Annotated in this window: 27 protein-coding genes; 9 read left to right on the top strand and 18 right to left on the bottom strand. The window is 43.5% G+C overall.

What is annotated here, in order from left to right:
• Position 1: 1 nt before the first annotated feature.
• The 4 genes from LC036_RS01465 to LC036_RS01450 all read left to right on the top strand — a co-directional run bounded on the left by LC036_RS01465 (position 2) and on the right by LC036_RS01450 (position 5,453).
• Entirely contained in the window at positions 2–1,306 is a 1,305-nt protein-coding gene (locus LC036_RS01465; RefSeq protein ID WP_226577213.1) for an amidohydrolase, read from the top strand.
• On the top strand, positions 1,303–2,550 hold the full coding sequence (locus tag LC036_RS01460; protein ID WP_226577210.1) for a M20 family metallo-hydrolase: 1,248 nt from the start codon (positions 1,303–1,305) through the stop codon (positions 2,548–2,550). The genes LC036_RS01465 and LC036_RS01460 overlap by 4 nt, the downstream gene beginning before the upstream one ends.
• Positions 2,547–3,854, top strand: coding sequence for a hypothetical protein (locus tag LC036_RS01455; protein WP_226577206.1), 1,308 nt, complete (start codon positions 2,547–2,549; stop codon positions 3,852–3,854). Before LC036_RS01460 ends, LC036_RS01455 begins: the two co-directional genes overlap by 4 nt.
• Positions 3,855–3,926: 72 nt before the next feature.
• Complete coding sequence (locus LC036_RS01450; protein ID WP_226577203.1) at positions 3,927–5,453, top strand: AbgT family transporter; 1,527 nt, start codon at positions 3,927–3,929, stop codon at positions 5,451–5,453.
• A 378-nt stretch (positions 5,454–5,831) separates the two neighbouring features.
• On the opposite strand, the gene LC036_RS01445 is transcribed toward LC036_RS01450, so the two are convergent.
• Complete coding sequence (locus LC036_RS01445; protein WP_226577199.1) at positions 5,832–6,245, bottom strand: Lrp/AsnC family transcriptional regulator; 414 nt, start codon at positions 6,243–6,245, stop codon at positions 5,832–5,834.
• 118 nt (positions 6,246–6,363) lie between these two features.
• Here LC036_RS01445 and LC036_RS01440 point away from each other — a divergent pair, with 118 nt between their 5' ends.
• Positions 6,364–7,125 carry an MBL fold metallo-hydrolase gene (locus LC036_RS01440; protein ID WP_226577196.1) on the top strand — a complete coding sequence of 254 codons (762 nt, stop codon included), beginning with the start codon at positions 6,364–6,366 and terminating at the stop codon, positions 7,123–7,125.
• Between the two features lie 142 nt (positions 7,126–7,267).
• On the opposite strand, the gene LC036_RS01435 is transcribed toward LC036_RS01440, so the two are convergent.
• The 15 genes from LC036_RS01435 to ilvE form a co-directional block, all read right to left on the bottom strand.
• Positions 7,268–7,831: a DUF4256 domain-containing protein gene (locus tag LC036_RS01435; RefSeq protein ID WP_226577193.1), complete on the bottom strand. Its 564-nt coding sequence runs from the start codon at positions 7,829–7,831 to the stop codon at positions 7,268–7,270.
• Between the two features lie 92 nt (positions 7,832–7,923).
• Positions 7,924–8,082: a hypothetical protein gene (locus LC036_RS01430; protein WP_413229808.1), complete on the bottom strand. Its 159-nt coding sequence runs from the start codon at positions 8,080–8,082 to the stop codon at positions 7,924–7,926.
• Between the two features lie 213 nt (positions 8,083–8,295).
• Positions 8,296–8,688, bottom strand: coding sequence for a VOC family protein (locus tag LC036_RS01425; protein WP_226577191.1), 393 nt, complete (start codon positions 8,686–8,688; stop codon positions 8,296–8,298).
• Between the two features lie 69 nt (positions 8,689–8,757).
• Positions 8,758–9,186, bottom strand: coding sequence for a DUF1801 domain-containing protein (locus tag LC036_RS01420; RefSeq protein ID WP_226577187.1), 429 nt, complete (start codon positions 9,184–9,186; stop codon positions 8,758–8,760).
• 113 nt (positions 9,187–9,299) lie between these two features.
• Positions 9,300–10,424 carry a D-alanyl-D-alanine carboxypeptidase family protein gene (locus tag LC036_RS01415; RefSeq protein WP_226577185.1) on the bottom strand — a complete coding sequence of 375 codons (1,125 nt, stop codon included), beginning with the start codon at positions 10,422–10,424 and terminating at the stop codon, positions 9,300–9,302.
• 213 nt (positions 10,425–10,637) lie between these two features.
• Positions 10,638–11,801: an iron-containing alcohol dehydrogenase gene (locus LC036_RS01410; RefSeq protein WP_226577183.1), complete on the bottom strand. Its 1,164-nt coding sequence runs from the start codon at positions 11,799–11,801 to the stop codon at positions 10,638–10,640.
• Between the two features lie 224 nt (positions 11,802–12,025).
• Positions 12,026–12,985 (bottom strand): threonine ammonia-lyase, encoded by a 960-nt coding sequence (gene ilvA, locus LC036_RS01405; protein ID WP_226577180.1) that lies wholly within the window; start codon positions 12,983–12,985, stop codon positions 12,026–12,028.
• Positions 12,986–12,999: 14 nt separating this feature from the next.
• The gene (gene leuD, locus LC036_RS01400; RefSeq protein ID WP_226577179.1) at positions 13,000–13,605 is read right to left on the bottom strand and encodes a 3-isopropylmalate dehydratase small subunit; all 606 of its coding nucleotides are present in this window, start codon (positions 13,603–13,605) and stop codon (positions 13,000–13,002) included.
• Between the two features lie 4 nt (positions 13,606–13,609).
• Positions 13,610–15,022: a 3-isopropylmalate dehydratase large subunit gene (leuC, locus tag LC036_RS01395; protein ID WP_226577176.1), complete on the bottom strand. Its 1,413-nt coding sequence runs from the start codon at positions 15,020–15,022 to the stop codon at positions 13,610–13,612.
• Positions 15,023–15,048: 26 nt separating this feature from the next.
• Positions 15,049–16,155, bottom strand: coding sequence for a 3-isopropylmalate dehydrogenase (gene leuB / locus LC036_RS01390; RefSeq protein WP_226577173.1), 1,107 nt, complete (start codon positions 16,153–16,155; stop codon positions 15,049–15,051).
• Positions 16,156–16,172: 17 nt separating this feature from the next.
• On the bottom strand, positions 16,173–17,720 hold the full coding sequence (locus tag LC036_RS01385; protein WP_226577171.1) for a 2-isopropylmalate synthase: 1,548 nt from the start codon (positions 17,718–17,720) through the stop codon (positions 16,173–16,175).
• The gene (gene ilvC, locus LC036_RS01380; RefSeq protein WP_226577168.1) at positions 17,707–18,738 is read right to left on the bottom strand and encodes a ketol-acid reductoisomerase; all 1,032 of its coding nucleotides are present in this window, start codon (positions 18,736–18,738) and stop codon (positions 17,707–17,709) included. Before ilvC ends, LC036_RS01385 begins: the two co-directional genes overlap by 14 nt.
• Before the next feature lie 23 nt (positions 18,739–18,761).
• A complete protein-coding gene (ilvN, locus tag LC036_RS01375) occupies positions 18,762–19,283 on the bottom strand; it encodes an acetolactate synthase small subunit (RefSeq protein WP_226577165.1) in 522 nt (173 codons plus the stop codon).
• On the bottom strand, positions 19,280–20,995 hold the full coding sequence (gene ilvB / locus LC036_RS01370; protein WP_226577161.1) for a biosynthetic-type acetolactate synthase large subunit: 1,716 nt from the start codon (positions 20,993–20,995) through the stop codon (positions 19,280–19,282). The genes ilvN and ilvB overlap by 4 nt, the downstream gene beginning before the upstream one ends.
• Positions 20,996–21,411: 416 nt before the next feature.
• On the bottom strand, positions 21,412–22,314 hold the full coding sequence (ilvE, locus tag LC036_RS01365; RefSeq protein WP_226577128.1) for a branched-chain-amino-acid transaminase: 903 nt from the start codon (positions 22,312–22,314) through the stop codon (positions 21,412–21,414).
• A gap of 485 nt (positions 22,315–22,799) precedes the next feature.
• Between ilvE and LC036_RS01360 the strand changes: the two genes are divergently transcribed.
• From LC036_RS01360 to LC036_RS01345, 4 genes are all read left to right on the top strand, one after another.
• Positions 22,800–23,351, top strand: a complete 552-nt coding sequence (locus tag LC036_RS01360) for a DICT sensory domain-containing protein (RefSeq protein ID WP_226577126.1) — start codon at positions 22,800–22,802, stop codon at positions 23,349–23,351.
• Between the two features lie 358 nt (positions 23,352–23,709).
• Complete coding sequence (locus tag LC036_RS01355; protein WP_226577122.1) at positions 23,710–24,318, top strand: ECF transporter S component; 609 nt, start codon at positions 23,710–23,712, stop codon at positions 24,316–24,318.
• Positions 24,315–25,538, top strand: coding sequence for a methyl-accepting chemotaxis protein (locus LC036_RS01350; protein WP_226577119.1), 1,224 nt, complete (start codon positions 24,315–24,317; stop codon positions 25,536–25,538). Before LC036_RS01355 ends, LC036_RS01350 begins: the two co-directional genes overlap by 4 nt.
• Before the next feature lie 108 nt (positions 25,539–25,646).
• A complete protein-coding gene (locus LC036_RS01345; protein WP_226577116.1) occupies positions 25,647–25,772 on the top strand; it encodes a YjcZ family sporulation protein in 126 nt (41 codons plus the stop codon).
• 416 nt (positions 25,773–26,188) lie between these two features.
• On the opposite strand, the gene LC036_RS01340 is transcribed toward LC036_RS01345, so the two are convergent.
• A complete protein-coding gene (locus LC036_RS01340) occupies positions 26,189–26,377 on the bottom strand; it encodes a hypothetical protein (protein ID WP_226577113.1) in 189 nt (62 codons plus the stop codon).
• Between the two features lie 153 nt (positions 26,378–26,530).
• The gene (locus tag LC036_RS01335; protein WP_226577109.1) at positions 26,531–26,770 is read right to left on the bottom strand and encodes an indolepyruvate ferredoxin oxidoreductase subunit alpha; all 240 of its coding nucleotides are present in this window, start codon (positions 26,768–26,770) and stop codon (positions 26,531–26,533) included.
• Positions 26,771–26,786 lie beyond the last annotated feature (16 nt).

Below are 26,786 nucleotides of genomic sequence, written 5' to 3'. Positions count from 1 at the left end.
GATGATAAACGCATTTGATTCCTTTATTCAGAAACTTAAGCCCCAGTTGATTTCATGGCGTCGTGAGCTCCATCAGCAGCCCGAACTGGGCTTTCTTGAATATCAAACTACCTACAAAATAGGAAAAGAGTTAGAAAAACTAGGGTTTTCCATCCATATCGGAAAAGATGCCGTCAAGAGTAAGTCCCGGTACGGTGTGCCTCCCAAACATGAACTGCAAAGAGCTGAAACACAAGCCTTAGACAATGGTGTCCCCCAGGAGTGGATGGACCTCATGAAGGGTGGTCACACCGGCCTTGCCGCCACATGGGACACAAAAAAAGAAGGTCCCCACCTCGCTTTTCGTTTTGACATTGATGCGCTTCCGATATTAGAAGCATCAGATAGTGACCATCAGCCCTATGCGGATAAGTTCTCTTCTAAGCTGGAAGGTCTCATGCACGCCTGTGGGCATGACGGGCACGCTAGTATCGGGCTCGGACTTGCTCATTTAACTGCCCATTTTAAAGAGCAGCTTTCAGGAAAATTCACCTTCCTGTTTCAGCCGGCTGAAGAAGGCGGACGTGGGGCAAAAGCAATGACGGACCTAGGATGGCTTGAAGACGTAGATCAATTTTATTCCGGTCACATTGGGATCAATTCCCTCCCTGTTGGCACCATTGCCGCAGTAACAAAAGGGTTTCTCGCTTCTTCAAAGTTAAACGTAACGTTCAGCGGACAATCCTCTCATGCGGGGATGAAGCCGGAAGATGGACGAAATGCTTTACTTGCCGCAGCAACAACAGCCACACAGCTGCATGCCATCCCCCGCCATAGTGAAGGTGTAAGCCGTGTCAATGTTGGCAAGCTTGTGGCTGGCGCAGGACGCAATATCATAGCGGACTCCGGATATTTGGAAATTGAAACGCGCGGAGAGTCAAAGCCGATCAATTCCTTCATGCAGCAAGAAGCAAAACGGATCATTCAGTCCTCAGCTTCCATGTATGACGTAAGTGTAGACATTGAATTTGTGGGAGAAACAGAAACGATCACCTGTGACGATTCACTTATTCCTATGATTCAAGAGCATTGTCAACACAGTTCATGGATTAACCATATCCACCCGGTAGCCAATGTGTCTGGTTCAGAGGATGCCAGTTTCATGATGAATGCTGTCCAAGCGCACGGCGGTCAGGCCACTTATATGTTGTTCGGGACGCATCTGCCATCGAACCACCACTCGCCGGCATTCGATTTTGACGAGGAAGTTTTACCGGTGGCACTAGCTGCTTATGCGCACGTTTTAAGAGGAGGAAATACCCAATGAAGCAATGGTTAGAAGAGAAGCTGTTACAACTCAACGTAACAGATGAGATGGATGAAGAAAATGGATTTACCAGACTCAGCTATACCGAAGAAGAAAAACAGGCCCATGAGGCATTCATAAATGTTGCCAAAGAATTGAATCTTGATGTAACACAAGATGAGGCCGGCAATCTATGGGCCCGATGGAAAGGCGTTCAAGAAAGTGCACCTGCCATCGCTATCGGATCCCACCTGGATACAGTCAGCGCAGGTGGAGGATACGATGGTGCAGCCGGAGTTCTGACAGGCTTAGCTGCCGTCAAAGTCTTGAAAGATAAAGGCTTCCAACCAGAAAAGAACATTGATATTGTCTGTTTTGCATCAGAAGAATCTGCCCGCTTCGGCGTCTCTACCGTCGGAAGCAAAGCAACTGCCGGCATGATTGATAAAGAGGAACTAGGACGTGTCGTCGATGCCGACGGAATAACTATTAAAGAAGCAGTTGAATCCTATGGTCTATCTTGGAACTCCATTGACCAAGCAGAAAAAAGCACAGAGGATATCGAAAGTTTTCTTGAACTCCATATCGAACAAGGGACTCAAATTGAGGACAACAAAGCAGAAATCGGCATCGTCCGTGGTGTTGCCTGTCCTGTAAGGCTGCAGGTTACTGTTAAAGGAATGGCCAATCACACCGGAACTACACCGATGAACAATCGTGCAGATGCTTTCGTTGCAGCGGCTCCATTAGTTACTTATGTAGAGGAACAGGCCCGCGAATTAAATGAAGTTCAATCTACACCTATTGTAGCAACAGTAAGCACCGTTCAGCTCTCCCCGAACGTAATGAATGTGATTCCGGGAGAAGTTCAGCTGGGAATAGACATTCGAAGTGTCGACGATGAACTGAAAAGAAGCCTCGCTGACCAAATCCGTAATTATTGTGAAACAATGAATCAATCCAGCCGCTTAGATGTTCATGTACACACGCTTGTCGATAATGATTCGGTCTATTTGGATTCATCCATTCAAGAGAAACTTCAAGATATCACCGAAACAGCGGGATACCGCGCTCACTCAATGGACAGTGGCGCAGGTCATGACGTAATGAACATGGCGGTTCGCTGGCCATCAGGGCTTATTTTTATCCCCTGCCGTGAAGGAATCAGCCATCATCCCAAAGAGCATGCTTCCATTGAAGACTTGAACAAAGGGACGAATGTATTGGCCGCCTACATTGAATCAACAGCAGGTGAGCAAGGATGAAAACTAAAATCGGTGTGATTGGACCAAAAGATTCCGTAGAACAAATTATGTATGTAGCTGAGGAATTCGATCAGATTACTTTCTATCCTTATGCTTATGAGAAACTGTCAGATGTAACGGACATTTTAAAACAGCACAGGCACGAAGTCGATCAATGGTTCTTCTCAGGAGTTCTTAATCACACCTATGCTATGGAAAACGGACTGATCACTGAAGAAGAAAGTGCCTATCCCCCCCTGCACGGGTCCAGTTTTTTTGGAATCTTATTGGAAGCTCAACTGACCTCAAATCAAGTGTACCGAAAAGTCAGCATCGATACGATTGCCAGTGAGGAATTTGATAAGATCCTGTCCTATTACCAATTAGATGCTCTTAAGTATGAGAACTTCCCATTTGAGGAAGTCCGTCATGCAGATGAACTTACACGGTTTCACCGCGAATTGTACGAACAAGGAAAAACTGAAGTCGTCATCACATCCATCAAATCTGTATACAAAGAATTAAAAGAAAATCATGTCCCTGTATTCCGGGTCACTCCCTCTTACCTATCCATTAAAATGATTATAAAATTTTTAGAGGAACGTGCCCAATCCAAGCATTTCCGCAATTCACAAGTGGCGATTATCGGCTGTCGCGTCGAGATGAACGCCTCCCACTCAGAAGAAAACTACTATTCGTTTAAAACCAAATATCAAGAGCTTGATGTACGACGGCAGCTTCTGTCCATTGCAGAGAAAACAAATGGTTCTGTCATGCAGCTCGGAGATGGACTCTTCTTCATTTTCACCACACGCGGTGAGTTAAGTGAAGAGTCTGAAACAGATCTCTTCACGCTTATTGAAGACATCCGCCTCCAGACGAGTTTAACCGCCCGGGTTTCTATAGGCTTTGGCGAGACTGTCTCCCAGGCAGAAAACCATGTACGTATCGGCTTCCGTCACATTAAAGAAGAGCAGGAGCCCCAGCTTCTCATTGTCGATGAAGATCAGTCCATTTCATTGAAGCATCGACAGAAGACATTGAGTTATCCTACGACCGAAATTGGTCATGCCCTGCAAAATAAAATGAAAGAAGCAAACCTTAGCCCCGGAGTCATATCCAAGGTCATTTCCTATTCCAAGCAATACCACCGCGAATATTTCTCTTCCCAGGATTTGTCCCGCTGGTTGAAAAGCACAGAACGTAATGGCCGGAGGATCCTGTCTGAACTTGAGCGCGTAGGTATTGTGGAACAGGCTGGTGAACAGCAATCCGGCGAAAGAGGAAGACCGAGAAAGGTCTATCAGTTCGTAAGGGAGGAGTAACCCTCCTTTCCTTCCTCTTTCATTTACGGAACAATAAAGGATTTTTTCCTAAATATAGAAAGGATGGTCAACATGAGCAAGAAAAGCACAAAAAAGAAAGCACAAGGCTTTTCAAAACTGTTAAATGGCGTAGAGAAAGTGGGGAATAAACTTCCTGATCCATTTATGTTGTTTGTTTACCTATCTGTCTTCACCATTATAGGTTCCTGGATCATTTCCCTCTTTGGAGTCACGACAACACAGCCAGGGACAGGAGAAGAAATCCCCATCAAAAGCTTAGCTTCCGGAGAAGGATTACAATATATCCTCACCTCTATGCTCGAAAACTTCACCGGCTTTAAGCCCCTCGGACTTGTACTGGCCATGATGCTCGGTATTGGTCTGGCTAATAAAGTCGGTCTATTGGAAACAGCGATTAAGAGCACCATTTTAAAAGCTCCGAAATCAATGATTACTTATGCCGTTATTTTCGTTGGTATTTTAGGTAACTTAGCTTCAGATGCAGCGTTCGTCATTGTCCCTCCTCTAGCTGCCATGGTATTTTACACACTCGGCCGTCACCCACTGGCCGGACTCGCTGCAGGTTTTGCCGGTGTCGGTTCAGGTTTCACAGCCAACATCATCATTGCAGGGACAGATGCACTGCTTTCCGGTATTTCTACAGAAGTCATGGAGAGTCTGGATTCAAACATCGTCGTAACACCAGTGGACAACTGGTATTTCATGATTGCTTCTGTCGTCCTTTTATCCGTCACAGGTGCATTAGTTACTGAAAAAATCGTTGAACCTCGTCTAGGAAAATACGAAGGCGAAGGCGGTACAGAGTTAGAAGAAAGTACGAAATTGGAAAAACGCGGGTTCAGAAACGCTGTGCTGGCAGCTCTTGGATTCATTGCTCTGCTGATTATTGCGATTGCCATACCTGGTTCAGCATTACGAAATGAAGAAGGCGGCATCATCCCTTCTCCATTCTTAGACGGAATTGTTCCTATTATTCTCCTATTCTTTATTACCATCGGTGTCGCTTATGGAGTAACCGTTAAGAATATCACTTCCACACGTGATATTTCCGGATACATGGGCGAAGCCATGAAAGAAATGTCTGGATTCATTGTCCTGATTTTCGCTGCTGCCCAGTTCATTGCTTACTTCGATTGGACAAATATCGGTACATGGATTGCGGTCAGTGGAGCAAACTTCTTAGGTTCGATAGATATGACAGGTCTTCCTGTCGTCATTGGATTTGTCTTTTTGACAGCTGTGATGAACATGTTTATTTTCAGTGGATCAGCCCAGTGGGCGCTTGAAGCACCGATTTTCTTGAAGATGTTCTATCTGTTGGATTATCATCCGGCGTTCATTCAAGCCGCTTATCGTATTGCCGATTCATCTACAAACATCATTACACCGATGAACCCGTATATCATTATCGTTCTTGCATTTATGAAAGAATACGATAAGAAAGCAGGACTCGGTACATTGATTGCACTTATGCTGCCATATGCCGTCATCTTCCTAAGTGTCTGGATCGTTTTACTACTTGCCTTTGCTCTCTTAGGCATACCATTCGGCCCAGGGGTTGGCATGTATATCAATTAATCCAGCAAACTATAAATTCCTTCTCTATGAAGAGTAAAAAAAGGCCGCTTGAACTATTTCAAGCGGCCTTTTTACTCTTTACAAACTATCTTTTTCCAAAGTCGAACCGGTCATCAGGTACATATTGAATTTTACCTATATTTCATCTTAAAGTATCTATGATCTTCATCAACCAACCCCTGCATGGGTGATTTTCCAACATCCTCTTCCTTTAATTTTTAATAGAAAAAGACTAAATCCCCCCATAGATATGAAGACTTCATTCGTTCTGCCAACACCCTGTCTCCTTCATTGATAAAGAAGGCACAAAAAAGAAGGCAGATCCCATTGTTATGATCTGCCCTCTTTTATAAGAGATTGTGTGTCCTTTAGTTCCATTCACTGTTTATTAATAACGATGGACAATTTGTAGTTTGCATGACGATTTAAGTCTACTAAAAATTCATTCAATCTTTCATAAGAAGGAAATTGACACTCGAGGATATAGCATCCATCCCCACTAATTTTATAATGATTGATGACAAAGTCCTTTTCGGTTTCCACCCATGTTAGATAGGACTTGTGAAAGGTGTTTTGTGTGTAGATCGTCAGAAAGGCATGAATGAAATATCCCATTTCAGACTGATTGACCTGAATGGTGTACTCTTCAATTACTCCCTGATCTTCTAACTTAGCCACCCTGGCTGCGGCAGCTTGACCTGTTAAATGAACTTTATCCCCTAGTTCTTTCATAGTAATCCGACTGTTTCCTTTTAATTCGTTCAATATATTCATATCTGTTTGATCCAGCATGTGGTATTAATCCTTTCATTTATCAAGTAAAACTACCGAAAGACTTGAATTTATCTCTGTATTCGGTCATTCATCTAAGTATAAAATATAGATAATAATAAGAAAAGGAGCTGGAAATATGGATATCCAACACATCCGAAATGCAACGCTTTTCATACATTATGCTGGTAAAAGGTTCTTAATTGATCCTATGCTGGCTGAGAAAGGGTCCTACCCTCCATTTCCAAATTCCGAAAGACAAGATCAGAATAATCCGCTAGTCCGATTACCAATTTCCATCGACAATATAATAGAAAATGTCGACGCTGTCATTATTACGCATTTACACCTTGACCACTTTGATGATGCAGCCAAAGATGCTCTGCCAAAAAACATTCAAATGTTTGTTCAAAATGAAGCAGACGCTCTGGAAGTGAAACAGGCTGGCTTTCTAAACGTAGAAGTTTTATCAAAAGACTCGGCATTTGAAGGGATTCAATTAATTAAGACAGAAGGACAACACGGCAGGGGTGAAATCCTGAACCTTACCGGGGAGGTTTGCGGTGTCGTTTTTAAACATCAGGACGAGCAGATCCTATATGTCGCTGGAGATACAGTATGGTATGGAGACATCAAAAATGAAATCGTCCAGCACCATCCAGAAATCATCGTTGTGAATGGCGGGGACAACCAATTCCATGAAGGAGGATCGCTCGTCATGGGGAAAGAGGATATCTATGAAGTATATAAAGCTTCTCCTCAGTCAAAGATTATCGTCGTCCATATGGAAGCCGTTAACCACTGGACATTATCCAGAGAAGAGTTAAAGGACTTTACAGAACATGAAGGATTCGCTTCTCAAGTTTTAGTTCCAGATGACGGCGACTCCTATTCCTTTTAAATTCATACGAAAAAAGGGATATCCCACCACCGGTATATCCCTTTTCTATTATGTACACAACATCAATTAAAACAGGTCGTTCACCTGCTTCGGTATTCGCACCTGATGCTGGATTTCATCTATTCTGGATTTGTGCACATGATTATACCCTCACTGCCCCACGGAACCCCCTTGCCGCATAGTAGGATTCTGCACCATTATGGTACACAAAGACGGTGTCGTAGCGACGATCACAAAAGAGAGCTCCGCCAAGTTCTCTAATATCAGCAGGTGTCTGCACCCAGCTCGAGGTTTTCAAATCGAATGTTCCAAGTTGCTGCAGATCCCGGTATTGTTCCTCAGTTAAAAGTTCAATCCCCATGGCAGCCGCCATATCCAGAGCGTTATTTTCCGGTTTATATTTTTTTCTTGATTCCAATGCTTTACGGTCATAACATACACTTCTCCGCCCTTTAGGACTCTCCACGGAACAATCGTAAAAAATGTATTCACTCGTATCTTTATCATACCCGACCACATCCGGTTCGCCTTTTGTTTTTTCCATTTCATGAAGCGACCATAATGACTCATGATCCGCTTCAAGTTTTGATTGTACTTCATCCCATTCAAAGCCTTTATGGCGGTCCATGTTTTTCTCAAAACGAGCTTTCAATGTACTGAGTAGTTCTTTCCTTTGTTCTACGGATAATTCTCTTTTCGTTGTCATATAAATGCCTCCTCTTTTCCTGCAGGTGTATCACCAGAAGTATTCATCCTAAATAATATCGTCCCCGCTGACGAAACACTTTATAAGGATTGTTATGAGTTATTGAATAATGTCATAGCTGAAGGATCCAGCTCTTCACTTTCAATCACAATAGCAGTTAAGCCGGCTTCTGTTTTGATTTCATCTCCGTCCTTCTCTACATGCATACATCCGATATGAGCAGTTTTTTGCGTATGGGTAATACGTGACATAATGAAGTTGGAATCGAACTATGTGATTTCCCTGCCGTACTCTTTTTTGAATGAATAAATCTCCATTTAACCCCTCCTGTTTTCAATAGATAGGGATACATACTTAAAACTGAACCTTCCAAATAACTTGCTCACAAATGAAAGATTCCGTTTTAAGCTTCTTTTATCTTAATAGAAGTTCCCGTTCTGGTGTGAATGAAAAACCAGACGCTCCTACCCCCGGTTGAACACCGTATCAATACGGTCTTTCTCCTCTTTTTTATCCAGGTATTCGTAAAATCCGATGCTGTTTCCCCATGGATCAAGGAAGGTCCCCCACTTCACCGGAACTTCCTCTCGTGAATGAATTTCAAATTCTTCAACACCAAGATCCTTCATTACTCTTGACCGTTGAGCTTCAATATTTGTCACCCCTAAACGTAACGGACCGCTTTCCTTAGAGGGAACACCCTCGGCTATCTGAAGCCAGGACCCTGTTACCATCTCCCACTCAACAAACCCTTCATGCGGAATAAAGTCAGGCTGCTTTTGAAACAACTGTTCATACCAGCTTATTCCTTCATTAATATTAGAAACTCGTAGTTGATTCGTTAATTCGAATATCATAGATTTATTCTCCTATCCACGCGTGAGATTCACTACGAAGATCGCAGCGACTGTTCTATCTTCCTTCTCTTATGAACTCACAGGGTACCTTTTTTGTAAAAATGCTATAGATTGTTGAATGAGTGACTTTAAAACCTCGATATCAATGTCATCCACTTTATTGATGTACACACAGGCCTTCCCTGCCTTATGTTTTCCAAATTGACTAAGCAGCTCTTCTCTTTCCTCATCTCCTGTAGCAAAATAAAGACTGATCTTTGCCTTCCGTGGAGAAAACCCGACGAGCGGCGCATCCCCCTCATGACCCGTCTTATACTTGTAGTGATAAGAACCAAATCCAATGATACTGCTTCCCCACATCTTTGCTTCATAACCAGTGGTTTCTGTGAAAATATCTAACAGTCTATAGGCATCTTCTTTCTTTTTTGGATGTTCCACGGACTCTATAAATTCGAGAACATCACGGTCATTTTCTTTCGTTTTCAATTCATATGCCATGAAAAACCTCTCCTTTTGGTTAGTATTCTTGTCTTTCGATTTGTAAGCTCTGAAACCCTCTTTTTGTAGAAAACAAAAAAAGAGCTCCCTAATAAAAGGAAACTCTTTTTAATCTATATCTTTAATACTTCGACCGCCCAGAAAGTAGGGGAGAATATCAAGTATTGAACGTATTCTGTCCAACCGGATTCGTGACTTTCAGTTGGGGAAGGCTCTTTTTTCTCCTCAGCTTTTTCGAGCTTTAGCGATGTAATAGGCGTTCCGTCCTCATAGGAAATTGTTAAACGACCAGATGAGTCTATGGTGCTGTCGGTTTCACTGCCTTTTAAATGGGTATAGAGAAGGTGTTCGGGAAGAACATAGGTTTCTTTCGCTTCTTTAAAGTTCCCTGCTGCTTCTAATTCGGAGGTCTCATAATGTTCAAATCCATAATCCAATAAAATTTCCGTATCTGTATAAGATTGATCCTGCAGGTCACTCTTCAACGTAATGACAATGAGATCGGTCTTGCCTCGGGATGCTGTTGTGGCAAGTGTAAATCCGGATTGAAAAACATAGCCGGTTTTACCTCCCGTAATCCCATCATACGGATCTTCTCTCATTAATTTGTGATGTGTATAGAGAGTCGTCTCCCACGATTCCCCTGACCATTCCAATTCTTTTGTACCAAATATATCTCTGAATTGTTCATTCTTCATCGCATACCGTGTAATGGCAGCGAGATCTTTTGCTGTTGTTTTATGGTCCTCATTAAATAGTCCATGAGGATTTTCAAAGTGCGTCTGCTTCACACCAACTTCTTCTTCAAGATACTGATTTAAGTCTGCTGCAAATTGTTCAACGCTTCCACTCATATGTTCAGCAATCGCAACTCCGGCATCATTTCCGGAATTAATCAACAACCCTTGAACTAATTCCTTCAATTGTACCTGCTCATCTTCCATAAGATAAACACTGGATCCACCTGTATTTCTCGCTTCTTCACTTACCGTGACTATATCTTCTTCATTTCCACGTTCCAACGCATATATAGCCGTAGCCATCTTTGTTAAGCTTGCGGGATACATAGGAACGTCTGCATTTTTTTCATAAAGGACTGCTCCCGTATTTTCCTCCAGAACAATGGCAGCATCGCTCGAGATGTTAGGTGCTTCAGGAGAAGAAACAGCTGCAACCGAAACCGCATGAGTAAAATTAATCGTAAACATGAGTGTGATGAATAGAATAAATGTTCTCAAAATCTATAACTCCCTGTATCAATAGTAAATAGTTTAGTCGTTTTATTAGCGGGGAAATTTTCACGTACCTACAAGTATATCGACAAATTTCAAAAATGCATGCAGAGAAAATAAATTTTAATCATTTTGTAAAAAAACACCCTAACAGATGAAAAAAATGTAAAAACCAGGATATAAAAAGGACCCGACAAATGCCGGATCCTCCTTTTAGTTTTATAAAGAACGTTTCAAGATGTCACGTACACTTTCTTTGTTCATTTCTTTATAGGTGCCTACACCAGGTTTAATGAATGTCTTCTCTATAATCGCATCGAAGTCTCGATCATCAATGTCATAATCTCTTAACGTCTGTGGTGCACCTAAAGAATTCCAAAAATCACGCAGCGCCTGCGCCCCTTCACGGGCAGTTTCTTTGTCTTCTTTACCGGTTGGATCAACGTTTAGTACGTTCACCGCAAGCTGCTTCACCCGGCTTGGGTCATCTTCCAGTACATGTTCGAGCCAGTTCGGGAAAAGAATCGCCAATCCACCGCCGTGCGGAATATCATAGACGGCTGATATGGCATGTTCAATCCGGTGTGTTGCCCAATCCCCACCATCAGTTCCGTTCATCAATGTACCGTTGAAAGCTGTTGTACTCAAGTACATCATCGTTTCACGGTATTCGTACGATTGAGGGTTTTCAATCAGCTTCGGTCCCGTTTCAATAGCCGTTCGCAGGAGGGACTCAATAAATCCATCAATCATCGGTGTATTCGGTGTGCGGTGGAAGTAATGTTCCAGCGCATGAGACATACTGTCGACAATTCCATATACAGTCTGATTCTCCGGTACAGAGAAGGTATAGGTCGGATCGAGAATAGAGAAAGTTGGATAAACGAGCGGAGACCCCCACCCGAGTTTGTCTTTTGCTTCCCAGTTCGTAATCACAGAAACAGCATTCATTTCAGACCCTGTCGCCGCTAAGGTCAGGACGGTACCAATAGGCAGAGCTTTTTCAATCGGTGCCTGCTGGGTGATCAAATCCCAGGCATCTCCTTCATACTCCGCACCTGCTGCGATGGCCTTCGTACAATCGATTACGCTCCCCCCGCCAACAGCAAGAAGAAAGTCAATGCCTTCCTGTTTACAGATCTCCACTCCTTTACGAACTGTCGCAAGACGTGGATTAGGATCAACACCGGACAACTCATAAATCTCAGCATCTACAGCATTCAGCTGCCTTATAACATCATCATAAACGCCGTTACGTTTAATGCTCCCCCCGCCATAAATGACGAGTACTTTTGCTCTTTTTCCAATTTCATTGGTAATTTGTTCTATCTGCCCTTTACCGAAATAAAGTTTGGTTGGATTATGTTGTAAAAAGTTATTCATCATTTCACCTCTAGGTATTTTTTCGAGACCAAGCTATTGTAACACCTCTTTTAAGAACGCTGTTAGTGATGTGTTTTAATACCACTTATCAAAATCATTAATAATAGCAGGAATCGGAAAGTAGAAAAAAGCTACCATAGGCTGTCCCGCATAATGATGTATTCTTATCCTATTGAACATAAAAAAAACAGGAAAAGAGTGGAACTCTTTTCCTGTTCGTCATCTTACGCGATGACCACCTTTTTTGGGTTGGCTAGCTTGTGGACCAGCGGTAACCGGGACAAATCCATATTCCCACCGCTCAAGACGACGCCGCATTGTTCTTCCCCAAACGATTCACATGTACGAAGGAGGCCTGCAAGTGCTGTAGCTCCTGCGCCTTCGACAAGTGTCTTCTCTCGTTCCAGTAACAAAAGCATAGCTTGAGCGATTTCATGTTCCTCTACGGTAATCACCTGATCCACGTATTTCTGGATGCACGTGTAGGTCAATTTCCCATGTTCCTTCACGGCAATTCCGTCAGCAATCGTTGAGACAGAGGTCAGTTTTTCAGGACCTGCTTTATACAAGGCATTATACGTGGAAGGTGCTTTGGCGGATTGTACACCAATCACCTTGATATCAGGTTTCAGCTGCTTGGCTGCAAAAGCAACCCCGCTGATTAACCCGCCTCCGCCAATGGGGACGAAGATACGATCCAAGTCCGGCTGCTGCTGAAGCATTTCAACAGCTACCGTCGCCTGCCCAGCCATCACTTCATAATCATCGAATGGATGAAGGAAAGTTGCTCCCGTGCGCTTTTGCTCAAGAACAGCTTCCTGATAAGCTTCCTGGAAGGATTCCCCTGTCAATACGATGGTAGCACCGTAACTCTTAGTCGCTTCCACTTTTGCCTGGGGCGTTGCTTCGGGCATAAAGATTTTAGCTGTAATGCCACGTTTTTTAGCAGCGAGGGCTACCCCTTGAGCATGATTGCCGGCAGATGCGGCAATCACTCCGCGGGAAGCTTCTTCTTCTGTCAGACAAGCGACTTTATAAGAAGCCCCCCGCACCTTGAAAGCACCTGTTTTCTGCTGGTTTTCCATCTTCAAATACACATGCTGCCCGGTCTTTTCATTGAAGGTCGTTGATGTTTGCAGAGGGGTTCGGTGCACCACCCCTTGCAGTTGTTCCTGTGCATCCATTACTTTTGCTAGCGTTAAGAAATCCCCAACGTCTTCACTCCTTTTGATTTGTTTTCGTACTGGTCAATTTTGTCTTCATACGTCAATGTGACAGCAATCTCATCCCATCCATTCAACAACATCTCCTTATGGTAGGGTTGAATGTGAAAAGAAACTTCTAAGTCGCCATCATCAATGATCTGCTTTTCCAAATTGACCTGCAGTTCATACTTTTCTTTCTGAGCCTTTTCCATCAGCTGATCAACAACCGGCTTCGGTAACTGAATGGGTAAAATCCCGTTTTTGAAGCAGTTGTTATAAAAAATGTCGGCGAAACTCGGGGCAATGACAACCTTAAATCCAAAGTCCTGAATCGCCCATGGCGCGTGTTCTCTTGAGGAACCGCAGCCAAAGTTTTCGCCTCCGACAAGGATAGAAGCCCCGTCGTATTTGGGGTCATTCAATGAGAAGTCTCCCCTTGGCGTCCCATCGTCATGGAAACGCCAGTTGTAAAAGAGGAACTGACCGAATCCTTGGCGTTCAATTCGTTTAAGAAACTGTTTTGGAATAATCTGATCGGTATCGACATTTGATCGATTCAATGGGTAGACCAGACCTTTATGCTGATTGATTGGTTCCATCGGTTCACCCTCCTACAGTACTGGCGTATTTTCTGACGTCTACAAAGCGTCCTTCCAAAGCAGCCGCCGCTGCCATTTCAGGACTCACAAGATGAGTACGGGCTCCATTTCCCTGCCGGCCCTCAAAGTTTCGGTTTGATGTAGAAGCGCAGCGTTCCCCCGGCGGTACAATGTCATCATTCATAGCTAGACACATGCTGCATCCGGCATCGCGCCACTCGAAGCCGGCGGTAAGGAAGATCGTATCCAGTCCTTCTGCCTCAGCCGCTTCTTTTACTGATTTAGATCCAGGTACGACAAGTGCACGGACCCCTTCATGAACGCGGCCGCCTTTTACAATTTCGGCTGCTCTTTGAAGGTCGCTTAACCTGGAGTTCGTACAAGATCCAATGAATACATGCTCAATCGGAATCGATTCGATGTCTTGATTAGCTTCCAGACCCATATAAGCAATAGCTCTTTCAATTCCGTCCCTGTCATCTTCTGCTTTTTCAGGATCGGGTACGCGACCACTGACGGGAACACATTGAGATGGGTTCGTTCCCCAGGTGACCTGCGGCTCTATTTCATCGGCGTGAATAGAGAGCGTCTGGTCATATTCGGCACCCTCATCCGTTGCTAGAGAAAGCCACGCTTCTGCTGCCTCTTCAAAGTCCTCTCCTTCCGGAACATACCGCTTGCCTTTTAGATAATCCACGGTTGCTGCGTCAGGACTAATAAGACCTGCCCGCGCACCAGCTTCAATCGACATGTTACAAACGGTCATCCGCTCTTCCATTGAAAGGTTTCGAACTGCTTCACCAGTGTATTCAATGACGTGACCCGTTCCAAAACGAACCCCGTATTTTCCAATAATAGCGAGAATTAAATCTTTAGCCGTCACCCCTGTGCCAAGTACTCCATCAACTTTCACCTGCAGTGTTTTAGGACGGGCCTGCCACAAGGATTGAGTAGCCAACACATGTTCAACCTCACTTGTACCGATACCAAACGCCAGGGCACCAAATGCGCCGTGTGTAGATGTATGGCTGTCCCCGCACACAATTGTCTTCCCAGGCTGTGTAAGTCCAAGTTCCGGACCAATAACATGCACAATCCCTTGATCCGGATGATTAATATCAGCTAGGTGAACGCCGAATTCTTTACAGTTGGACTCAAGTGTCTCCATCTGTTTTTTTGATACTTCATCTTTAATCACATTCCGATGGATCGTAGGTACATTGTGGTCCATGGTTGCAAATGTACGATCCGGACGTCTTACCTTTCTTCCGCTCATTCGTAATCCTTCGAATGCCTGGGGAGAGGTCACCTCATGAATCAAATGCAAGTCGATATAGAGGAGATTCGGCTTCCCTTCTTCTTCGTGGACGACATGCTGATCCCAAATTTTTTCTACAATGGTTTTTGGCTGACTCATTCCGTTCCGCTCCCTTCTTTCTGTTTTTATACGTAACAACGCATAATATTTTCAGTAGTATCATTGCTTCCTATCTGATCAACAACCTTAGCTGCCAGTTCACTTCCGCTGACCTTTGTTCCACCTTTCACATCAATGTCAGCTGTGTGATACCCTCCACTAAGAACTTCCTGTACGGCCGTCTCCACTTGTTCTGCTTCTTCCTCTAAGCCAAAGGAATGCTTAAGCATCATCGCTACAGAAAGAATACTGGCAAGCGGGTTGGCCTTATCTTCTCCGGCAATATCCGGTGCAGATCCATGGACAGGTTCGTAAAGACCTACCCCGTTTTCATTTAGACTTGCTGAAGGAAGCATTCCAAGAGATCCAGTCAAAACGGAGGCTTCATCACTCAAGATATCCCCAAACATATTTTCCGTCACGATGACGTCAAAATAAGTCGGATTTGTCACAAGTTTCATTGCTGCAGCATCCACCAGCATGTGTTCAACGGAAACGTCAGGATAGGCCGCTTTCTTTTCTTCAACGACTTCCCTCCACATCCGGCTGGATTCCAACACGTTTGCTTTATCAACAGATGTGAGGTGCTTTCTTCTGACCTGGGCACTTTGAAAGGCTTGATCGACAATTCTTTCAATCTCTCTTCTTTCGTAAGCGAGAGTATCCACAACCTCTTCTCCATTATTCCTGCGTTCACTCGGCTGCCCGAAATAAAGACCTCCCGTCAATTCACGAACGATTAATAGATCACTGGCTTGAACAACTTCTTGTTTCAACGGCGAGGCATGGAGCAACTGATTAAATGCTTTGACAGGGCGGAGATTTGCAAACAAGCCCAGCTGTTTACGTATGCCAAGCAGCCCTTTTTCCGGTCTCATGTGACCCGGCAGCTGATCCCACTTCGGTCCTCCAACGGCACCGAGAAAAATGGCATCTGCTTTTTTAGCTGCTTGAACGGTATCTTCCGGGAGTGGTGTGCCTTGTTGATCAATCGCCACTCCTCCGATGTCATGATTTTCAAATGTAAATGAATGCTGGTAACGATCCGCGACAGCCTGCAGCACGCGCTTGGCAGCCTTGGTCACCTCAGGACCGATGCCATCCCCTGGCAAAAGAACGATATGTTTCTCCATGTTCATCCCCCCATTAATTAGACTTGCATTTTTTGATAACCAGATTGACGTTTTACTTGATATAGTGTGCGGTTCACGGCGTTCAAGAAAGCATGAGCTGAAGCTTCAAGTACGTCCTGAGCGGATCCGCGACCGGAAGCCTTCACCCCGTCTACAGTCAACTGAACATGAACTTCTGCAAGAGCATCGCGCCCTTTACCGATGGAGCTTAACTGGTAGTCCTGTAAATGAACATCGGCATCAATAAGATCATCCAGCGTATTATAGATGGCTTCAACGCTTCCTTCTCCTGTATTGGCTTTTTCAACTTCTTCTCCATCAGGATTTGTCAGAAGAACTGTTGCTGTCGGCCGGTTAATGCTTCCATATTGGACCTGGAATGCTTTTAGTTCATATTTCGGCTGATCTTCATTTTCCGTTTGTGTATCCGTTAAGATCGCAAATAGGTCTTCATCTGTGACTTCTTTTTTCTTGCCTGTCAGAACTTTGAAAGAGTCAAAAGCTTCTTTGAGCTTACTTTCGCTAAGTTCAAATCCAAGTTCTTCGGCTCTTTGTTTAAATGCGTGGCGGCCTGAATGCTTTCCAAGCACCATTTGGCTCGAATCGATTCCAACCATAGCTGGAGTAATAATTTCATAGGTCGATGCATCTTTCAGCATGCCATCCTGATGAATTCCGGATTCGTGGGCAAAAGCGTTTCGACCCACTACCGCTTTATTTCCCGGGACCATCATTCCTGTTAAACGACTGACAAGGTCGCTTGTCCGCTTAATTTCTTTAAGTACAAGATTGGTAGAGAAATCAAAGCGGTCTTGGCGTATCTTCAAGGCGACAGCAATTTCCTCAAGAGCGGCATTTCCTGCACGTTCCCCAATTCCATTGATGGTGCCTTCAATCTGACGGGCCCCACTCTCAATTGCTGCAAGGGAGTTACTTACCGCCATTCCCAAATCGTCGTGATTGTGCGTCGACAAAATGGCCCGGTCGATATTTGGTACATGCTCTCTTACATAGCGGAAGAGGCGGCCAATTTCATCGGGAGTGGTATAACCAACCGTGTCTGGAAGGTTGATGACACTTGCACCTGCATCAATGACTTTCTCAATAATATGAACGAGAAACTCACGATCTGAACGCAGGGCATCTTCAGCCGAGAACTGTACATGTGCGAATTTCTCCTTGGCATAAGAAACCATCTCAACGGCTGTCTGGGTGACCTCTTCCGGTGTTTTTTTCAGCTTATGCGTCATATGGATCGGAGAAGTTGCGATAAACACATGCAGTCGTGGTTCCGCTCCGCCTTTCAATGCTTCCCAAGCAATATCAATGTCACGTTTGTTAGCTCTTGCCAACCCTGTCACCGAACAACCTTTGACGGTATCGGCGATTTCCTTAACCGCCTCAAAATCGGCTTGAGAGGAAGCGGGAAAACCCGCCTCCATAATATCTACACCTAAACGTTCCAGCTGTTTGGCAATTTCTACTTTTTCTAAACGGTTCAAATTGACGCCAGCGGACTGTTCTCCGTCTCTAAGGGTTGTGTCGAAAACATTAACGTGAGCCATGTGATACCACATCCTTTTCTTTGGATTGGGACTTCTTAACGAACGGCATTAATTCACGAAGCTCTCTACCCACCTTCTCGATTTGATGATTATTCTCACGGTTATTGATGGCATTGAATTCAGGACGGTTCACCTGGTTTTCAAGGATCCAGCCTTTAGCGAATTTACCTGTCTGGATATCAGTGAGTACATCTTTCATGCGGGCTTTTGTTCCTTCATCCACAACGCGTGGACCGGAAACGAAGTCTCCCCACTGTGCTGTATCGGAGATGGAATAACGCATGCCTTCAAGGCCGCCTTCATACATCAAGTCAACGATCAGCTTCAGCTCGTGCATACATTCAAAGTAGGCAACCTCTGGTTGGTAGCCGGCTTCTGTCAACGTTTCAAATCCTGCTTTTACAAGACTTGTAAGTCCGCCACACAGAACAGCCTGCTCACCGAACAAGTCCGTTTCTGTTTCTTCCTGGAAGGACGTTTCCAGAACACCTGCACGACCGCCGCCGATTCCTTTCGCATAAGCAAGAGCGATTTCTTTCGCTTCCCCTGATACATCCTGCTCGACGCCAATAAGTGCCGGTACTCCTGCACCCTCTTCAAATGTGCGGCGGACAAGATGTCCCGGGCCTTTAGGTGCAACAAGGAATACATCCACATCAGATGGAGGAACTACTTGGTTGAAATGAACGTTAAACCCGTGTGCAAAAGCAAGGGCTGCACCTGATTTTAAGTTTGGTTTGATATGCTCTTCGTACACTTTCGGCTGGTATTCATCCGGAAGAAGAACCATGACGACATCAGCATCTGCTACAGCATCCGCTACGAGTTTCACTTCCAGACCATCCTCTTCCGCTTGATCCCATGATTTTCCTTTACGAAGACCAACAACAACGTTATGACCGCTCTCTTTCAAGTTTCGTGCGTGAGCATGACCCTGGGAACCGTAACCTACGACAGCTACCTTCTTATTTTTTAGTACCTCATCTTGAATATCATTGTGATAGTATACGTGTGCCATGTTTCATCCATCCTTTCAAAAAGTTATTTTAGTAGAGAGTATGATTTAAATTCTGCCACTTGTGGTTGATGACCACGGGTGAACGCTGTCAGACCCGTGCGGGCAAGTTCTTTAATGCCATATGGCCTTAAAAGATCGATGAGCGCATCGACTTTATCGGATTTTCCAGTCACCTGCACCGTGACACTTTCTTTACTGACATCAATGATTGCTGCCCGGAAAGGCTCAATGATACCTTGAATCTCGCTGCGGATTTGAGGGTTGCTGATCACCTTAACCATCGCAAGTTCCCTGGCAACAATCGCCTTATCAGTAATGTCAGATACTTTTAGAACATCAATCTGCTTGTTTAACTGCTTCGTCAACTGCTCTAATTTTCGATCATCTTCAACATCCACAACGAACGTCATCTTAGAAACTCCCTCGGTCTCTGTTCGCCCGACCGAGATGCTCTCAATATTAAACTGCCTTTTTGCGAGTAAACCGGTCACCCGGTTGAGGACGCCGCTGCGATTATGAACGATCGCTGTGACAATTCGCTTCATCGTTTCACCCCAATCATCTCGTGTAGTCCTTTTCCAGGTGCAATCATTGGATAGACATTTTCTTTCTTAAGGACACGACAGTCGATCACTGCCGGTTGATCATCCGTAAGCACTTGCGGCAGCATTTCCAACAATTGTTCCTGAGTCTCGATCTTATATCCCGGTATTTGGTAGCTTTCTGCCAGCTTCACAAAATCAGGCTGAGTATCGATGATCGACTGGGAATACCGTTCACTATAGAACTTTTCCTGCCACTGTCTCACCATTCCCAGTGATTGATTGTTTACAATTAACACCTTCACCGGAAGTCGTCTTTCCTGCAATACGGAAAGTTCCTGGAGTGTCATTTGAAAACCACCATCACCAACAACGGCGACGCAGGTGGAGTCCCTGTCTGCCAGCTGCGCTCCGATTGCCGCCGGGAACCCGTACCCCATGGTCCCTAATCCGCCGGATGTTACCCATCGATTCGGTTCATCGAAATGATAATATTGCGCAGCCCACATTTGATGCTGACCTACGTCTGTAGTTACAACTGCTTTGCCTTCGGTGTATTCATAAACCTTTTGCAGCAGCCATTGGGGAGCGATTTCCCCTTCCGACTGTTCATGCCACAGCGGATAATCCAACTTGTTTTTTTCAATACTGTCCATCCAGCCTTTATGATCGAGACCTTTCACAGGCTTGCTGTTTAAAGAGCTTAAAGCTGCCTTCGCATCAGAAACGATAGGAATTTGAGTTGGAAGATTCTTTCCGATCTCAGCTGGATCAATATCCACATGAGCAATCGTTGCATTTGGAGCAAAGTATTTCAGATTTCCTGTTAATCGATCGTCAAATCTTGAACCGATGTTGATCAGCAAATCACACTCATACAAAGCCATGTTTGCTGAATATGTTCCGTGCATGCCTGCCATTCCAAGTGACAAAGGATCACTTCCGGGATAACTGCCAAGTCCAAGAAGGGTTGTTGTCACAGGGAGCTGATAATTCCTGATAAAAGTTCTTAATTCTTCAGATGCCCCTGCGTGAATGACACCTGAACCGGCAAGTACGACTGGTTTTTTTGCCTCTACAAGAGCTTCATGCAGTTTATTAATCTGAAGCGGGTTCGGTTTCAGATTAGGCTGATAGCCCGGGAGGTGAAATTCATCACTTACATCCTCAAGACAGGCTGTTGAACTGATATCTTTTGGAATATCAACAACGACAGGACCAGGACGACCGGTAGTCGCGATATGAAAAGCTTCCTTTACGACTCTCGGTAAGTCTTCGATCTGCTGAACCTGATAATTATGTTTAGTTATTGGTGTCGTAATTCCCATGATGTCAGATTCCTGAAAAGCATCTGTACCGATGACCCCTTTGGCAACCTGCCCTGTAAAGATGACAAGCGGAATAGAATCCATCATCGCATCAGCAATTCCAGTAACTAAATTTGTTGCCCCTGGACCCGAGGTTCCGATTACAACACCCGCGCGGCCGGAAACACGTGCATATCCTTCAGCGGCGTGAATAGCTCCTTGTTCATGTCTTGGAAGAACGTGATCAAAACTTCCCTCCGCTCTATAGATCGCGTCATAAATCGGCAGAACCGCTCCTCCTGGATATCCGAATAACGTGTCAACACCTTGACCAATTAACGCTTCCACGAGCAGATCGGCTCCTGTCTTTGCTGCGGTTTTTTCTTCCGCACTTGCCTGTGCTTTCATTTTTTCATCCCTCCTGTGTTGATATGGATGTAATCGTCAGCTTTTATAGTTGAAGAACTTGACTTTTGTCGAATAAAAAAGAGACCTTCTTCCTCCTCAGATTCCTATAGCACGTTTGTGTTATAAGAAAGTGAGGGGTGAAAAGGTCTCTCTATACTTCCACGGTACCACCCTCATTTATGAAGCCAAAAGGCTTCACCTTATGGAGTTCTAAGAACTCCTTTTGATAACAGGTGCTGTGAGACACCTGGTCCTGCCTACTTGATAACCGTTCAGCAAGGACACTCAAGGATGATGTCGGAATAAGATGTATTTCCGGGCTTCCAGCAACCCCGGCTCTCTGGGAATACAAAGCTTTATTCCTTTATTCCTATCTTCGTGTTTAAAAGGATTTAATTGTCAAATATCATTTAGCGTCAGCTTACGTGCGCCTGGTCTTTGCTGTACACTTTGTAACCGTCTGTTGTCGTGATCTTTCTGAACTCTGAAAGCAGATGATTGGTAATTACACCTGGTTTTCCATCTCCAACCTCTCTCTGGTCCACTTCAACTACAGCAATGACTTCAGCGGCGGTACCTGTTAAGAACACCTCATCAGCTACATATACATCATGACGTGTAAATGGCTGTTCCTTAACTTTGTAACCTTTCTCTTCAGCCAGATCCATAATTGCATTTCTAGTGATTCCTTCAAGGGCTCCTAAATAAGTAGGAGGCGTATAAATCGTGCCTTTTTTAACAATAAAAATGTTATCTGCTGATCCTTCCGTTACATACCCCTGGTCGTTCAGCATCAGCGCTTCATCCACGCCCTTTTGATTGGCTTCCATTTTGACAAGAATATTATTCAGGTAGTTCAATGATTTCACTTGTGGAGGTAATACATCCGGGCGGTTTCTGCGGTAGGACACAGAAGCTAACCGGACGCCTCGTTCATATAATTCTTTCGGAAACAAAGCGAGTGCTTCAGCAATGACAACCAGTCTGGGCTCCGCGCAGGTTGCTGGATCAAGTCCAAGGTTTCCAGCTCCGCGGGATACAACGACGCGAATATAAGCCGTCTCCAATTGGTTTTTGCGAACCGTTTCAGCAATAATCTCCTCAAGCTCCTCCTTTTCATATGGAATTTGAAGCATGATAGATTTTGCAGAATCATAAAGGCGGTCCAGATGGTCATCGAGTTTGAAGATGTTTCCATCATAAACACGAATTCCTTCGAACACCCCATCTCCATATAAAAAACCATGGTCATAGACGGATACGACGGCCTCTTCTTTCCTTACATATTCGCCGCTCATATAAATCCATTGGCTGCTCATTCTCAGCACTCCTTTCTTTTATAGTTTAATGTTTAAATTGATTAAAGAATGTTAAAGAAAAATCGGACCCTTTGTAAAAATATGTTTTATTTTTCAGGGTCCAAGTCAGGGCTTTCCACATGAACCAACCGATCGATTTGCTGCGGTCGATGTGGTTGATTGAGGACTACTTTAAACGGATTTCAGGAGAAGGTCAACAGGTTTTAATTAAATTTTCTGAACAATGCAATTATTAAAAATAAAGATGAAGCGCTTACACCTTTGATGTGATTGGCTTCAGTAGCTCTTCCACAACTTTCTTTTTTTCTTTTTTATCTCAATTCATAAGAAAATCAACCGAAAAATTCAGAAAAGAAAAACTATAATAAGGATGTTTGCTATAATGGAAAGAGGGTATTTAATCCTACATCAAAAGATTCAGTCAAACACCCAAATTGAATCTTTATACTCACTTAAAGCATAAAAATTTTTAGGAGGCAGAAAACATGAAAATTGAAGAAATATCATTGTTCCATGAATGCTTTGGTTCTGTTGAAGCTGAAACAAACGATCTGAGTAAGGCCGGGCTTTCTCAGCTGCAGCAAAGTTCAATGAAATTTGAAAGTAAAGTTCCCCAGTTGGAGTATATGTGTTTAATGATGGAGAATATGGTTCTAATGAAAAAATTACAGGGACAAGTGTATGCAGGTTTCCAAAAACTTTCCCGATCTAAAAACGTCATTGACCGCTTTCAGGCCATGACAGAATACTCAGATGTACATATCTTCGGAGAAGCCGATACACAGATGGATGAAAACGACGGAATTAATTACATCGCCCTCCCACCAAAGAGCAGTCTCGTACGTGAATGGTTCCTGGTTGTCGATGCACCTAATTTCAAGTCGATGATGGTGGCTTATGACATGGAGGGGTTCGGCATCCACGAAGTTGAAGAAAATCGAAAGTTCAAAGGTGCAAAAACGTCAAACCCTAAAATTGTGGATCAGGCTGTACAGTTGTTAAAACCACATACCAGCTCAATTGCGAGCCTGACGTAAAACCTCTTGACCATTGAGTCGTTTACTTTGAGTATGAGTTGTTCAAGAAGAGGAATGAGTATAATGAAAATGAATCTTTCTTTCTGGTAAAACCTCTTTCTAAGTCTATTACTCTCTTACATGAATCGTTTGATATTACTACGAGGGGGATAGACTGGATCTCCACTATTGAGAGGAGATGGATTGTGCCCGGTGCTGGAAGCTGCAGCTTAGACATGAGCATTCCAGATATTGTCCCCCTGTTTGTGTTTTGAAATCTATTAGACATCCACTAAATTATTGGATTATTTGGTTGTCGAACCATAGAAAAGATCATTTTCCTATAAAATATATAGACATAAGAAAAGGAGAAAGATGCATGAAACGAATCCCCTTGAGGACGATGACAACAATTGGTATACTCTCGGCCTGCAGCATCATATTGTATTATTTTAAGTTCCCCGTCCCGTTCTTCCCTTTATTTTTAACACTGGATTTAAGTGATATTCCCGCTTTAGTAGGGGCTCTTACTATGGGACCTCTCGCCGGCATATTGATTCAGTTCTTAAAGAACATTGTAGATTACGTCTCTCATGGCAGTTATGTTGGACTCCCCGTGGGACAGATTGCCAACTTCCTGTCTGGGTCATTAATGGTCGGCCTCATTGGAACCATCTACTACATACAAAAAAGGCTCAACACTGTGAGCTATACGATTTCCATTATGATTTTCCTGACGGCTATGTATCTGTTGAACTTCTATTTTATTCTTCCTTCCATTATGGGTCTGTTAGGAATCAGTGAAGCACAATATATTGAAGGTTTCACTGCTTTCAATCCTTTAGCTACAGATTTTAAGACAGCTGTCCTTTATGTTATTGTCCCTTTTAATTTAATTAAAGTTTCCATGGTGTATTTAATCGGTGTTCCATTTTCCTTACGGTTAAATAATGTCCTCAATGTTAATAGAAAGAGAGCCTTTATATGAACTTACTTAGAAAAAATATGAACTTTTTTGCTGCGGGCTTCATCCTCTTATATGGAGCTTTATCCTACCTCCTCCCCTTCTTAACTGATCCTGAGTTCAGTTGGATAGGCTTTCTGTTATTAACAGGAATTTTCATGACCGCGGGAGCTTACTTCAAGAAAAAAACAAACAAAACAACCACGGAGCAAGATGTTAAGGAAGAAACTGATGAATCTTTGGATACACAGGCTATTACCAAAGTTTTAGAAGAACTCCGCCACGTAGAGGCACATCACGAGCACCTGAATACGATGAATCAACAATCATCACACACATCAGAACTCGTTAATTCTCAACTGGCTGAGATGGTGGAAGATATTCAAACCGAGCAAACCCTGCTTACCCGTTTTAATGAACAGATGACAACGATCGATCAAATGATTGAATCCCTTGGAGAAATGATCGATACGACGAATCATAAATCCACACATGTCCAAAGCCTTTCTATAAAGGGAAAGCAGGAAGTCGATGCCTTCAATCAAGTTTTTTCAGAAATCATTTCTGCTACGGAGCAATTTGGAAAATTCAATGAAAAACTTCTGACACAGATGGAAAAAGTTACAGAGGCTTTAAAGTCTATCGAATACATCTCCAATCAGACCAACCTTCTCGCGTTAAATGCGTCGATTGAAGCTGCACGGGCCGGGCAGCATGGCAGGGGATTCGGCGTAGTTGCTGATGAAATCCGCAAACTTTCTGAACAAGTTAAAGAAAGTGCCGGTAAAATAGAATCTGTGATTAATCAAGCAAACAACAGCATAGAACATCAAAAGCAATCATTTGCAGATGAGACTCGTTACCTGAATGAAGGAAGAGTAAAAGCAGATGAGATGACAAATATTTTTGACGAAGTGCTGACAAACATTTTATCTATGCACGAGGATACTGTTGAGGTCCGTTCGCATTCAGAGAAAGTGATTGAAGAGAAACATCATTTTCAAAATACGTTCCAGGAACTGAAGGAAATGACACATGGATTATCTTTGAAAACTGAAGGGTCGTCAGAGAAAATTATGGAACAGCAGGCAACAATGATGGAGCTTGACATGACAGCAATGACAATGACACAGCATCTTACAGAAATGAAAGATACATTGGATGGGTACCGGACAAACCAGGAAAAGGTTCGTTGGCTGCGTCCTGCGGAATTAAATGAGCGCAATGAGAAAGCAACCTCCTGATTTTAAGGAAAGAGACACGTTCTTTTTGGGTAACTAGTCATTCGCCCTTCCACTATTCACTCCACCGACATATTTTGTCATATAGCATAAATAAAGGTGGTGAAAGACATGGGCTGGTATGGTGGCTGCGGTTACGGCGGCGGTTATGGCGGTTACTACGGAGGAAGCACTTTCGTACTAATCGTTGTTTTGTTCATCCTTTTGATTATTGTAGGAGCTTCTTTCTATAGCTAATTTGATTTGTTCGATTGGACCGCTGCTACCCGTTTTGAAGTGGTCCATCGATCATCAGACGCCAGACAATGGATGTTTGAGTAATCAAAAATAATCAAAGAAAAAGAACCAGAGGTATTCACCACCTTCTGGTTCATTATTCATTGAGCCTGATGTAGAAAAATCCTGCCGGAACATTGTTTTTCCAGAATAGGAATGGTTAAGCATTTGAGGAAGTATAGCAAAAAAAGGAAGCTTTTATTTGTTATACTTTTTCTATTAAACCAGAGCGATAAAAGAGCTCTGGTTTTTTGTTTATTATTTCTATATAATGACTATACTCTTTATAGAGATCGCCGGTAACACATCACGCTTAATCATCGCCGCTCACCGGTCTCTCCATATCAAAAGCCGGAGTTCATACTCCGGCTTTTGTATTATCCTTCTCCTGTTCTTTTCTTTTGGTACTCCAAGTTGATGTAGATTTGCTGCAACTCTGGCAGTGTCATTTCATCGGTCTTCTTCCCAAGAAGATCTTCGGTGTACCCAAAATCCCTTAATAATTCCTCAATGAGCACGTATCTGTCTGTAAAGGATTCTTCGGGTGGATAGGGTGACTTCAGCATCTAATCAACTCCTGAAATAAATGATAATAATACCTTTCTAGACCTATACCCTTATTTCCTCTTTCCTAAATGTACTTCTTAAAAAAGAGGTTTAAAATCTAGTATTTTTATGAATGAACCCAAACAAAAAGACTGCCCTGTCGGCAGTCTTTTTTATATATTCCCAAAAAACTTTTCAGCTTTCTCCAAATACGGTTCTTCCTCTGGTCTCAACTCGTATTCTTCAACAATTGCATCTACAGGACAAACGGAAACACAAGCCCCACAATCTATACATAGATCAGGATTGATATAATACTGGTCTTCCCCTTTTTCAATACAATCGACTGGACAGACAGTTACACATTCGCCTGCTTGTTCCCCTTCACATGGTTGTGTAATGACAAATGCCATATGTATCTCTCCCTAT

Origin of the sequence: Halobacillus litoralis, assembly GCF_020524025.1 — a bacterium.
GTDB classification, from domain to species: domain Bacteria; phylum Bacillota; class Bacilli; order Bacillales; family Halobacillaceae; genus Halobacillus; species Halobacillus litoralis_D.
This window is presented reverse-complemented; position numbering and strand designations above follow the sequence as displayed.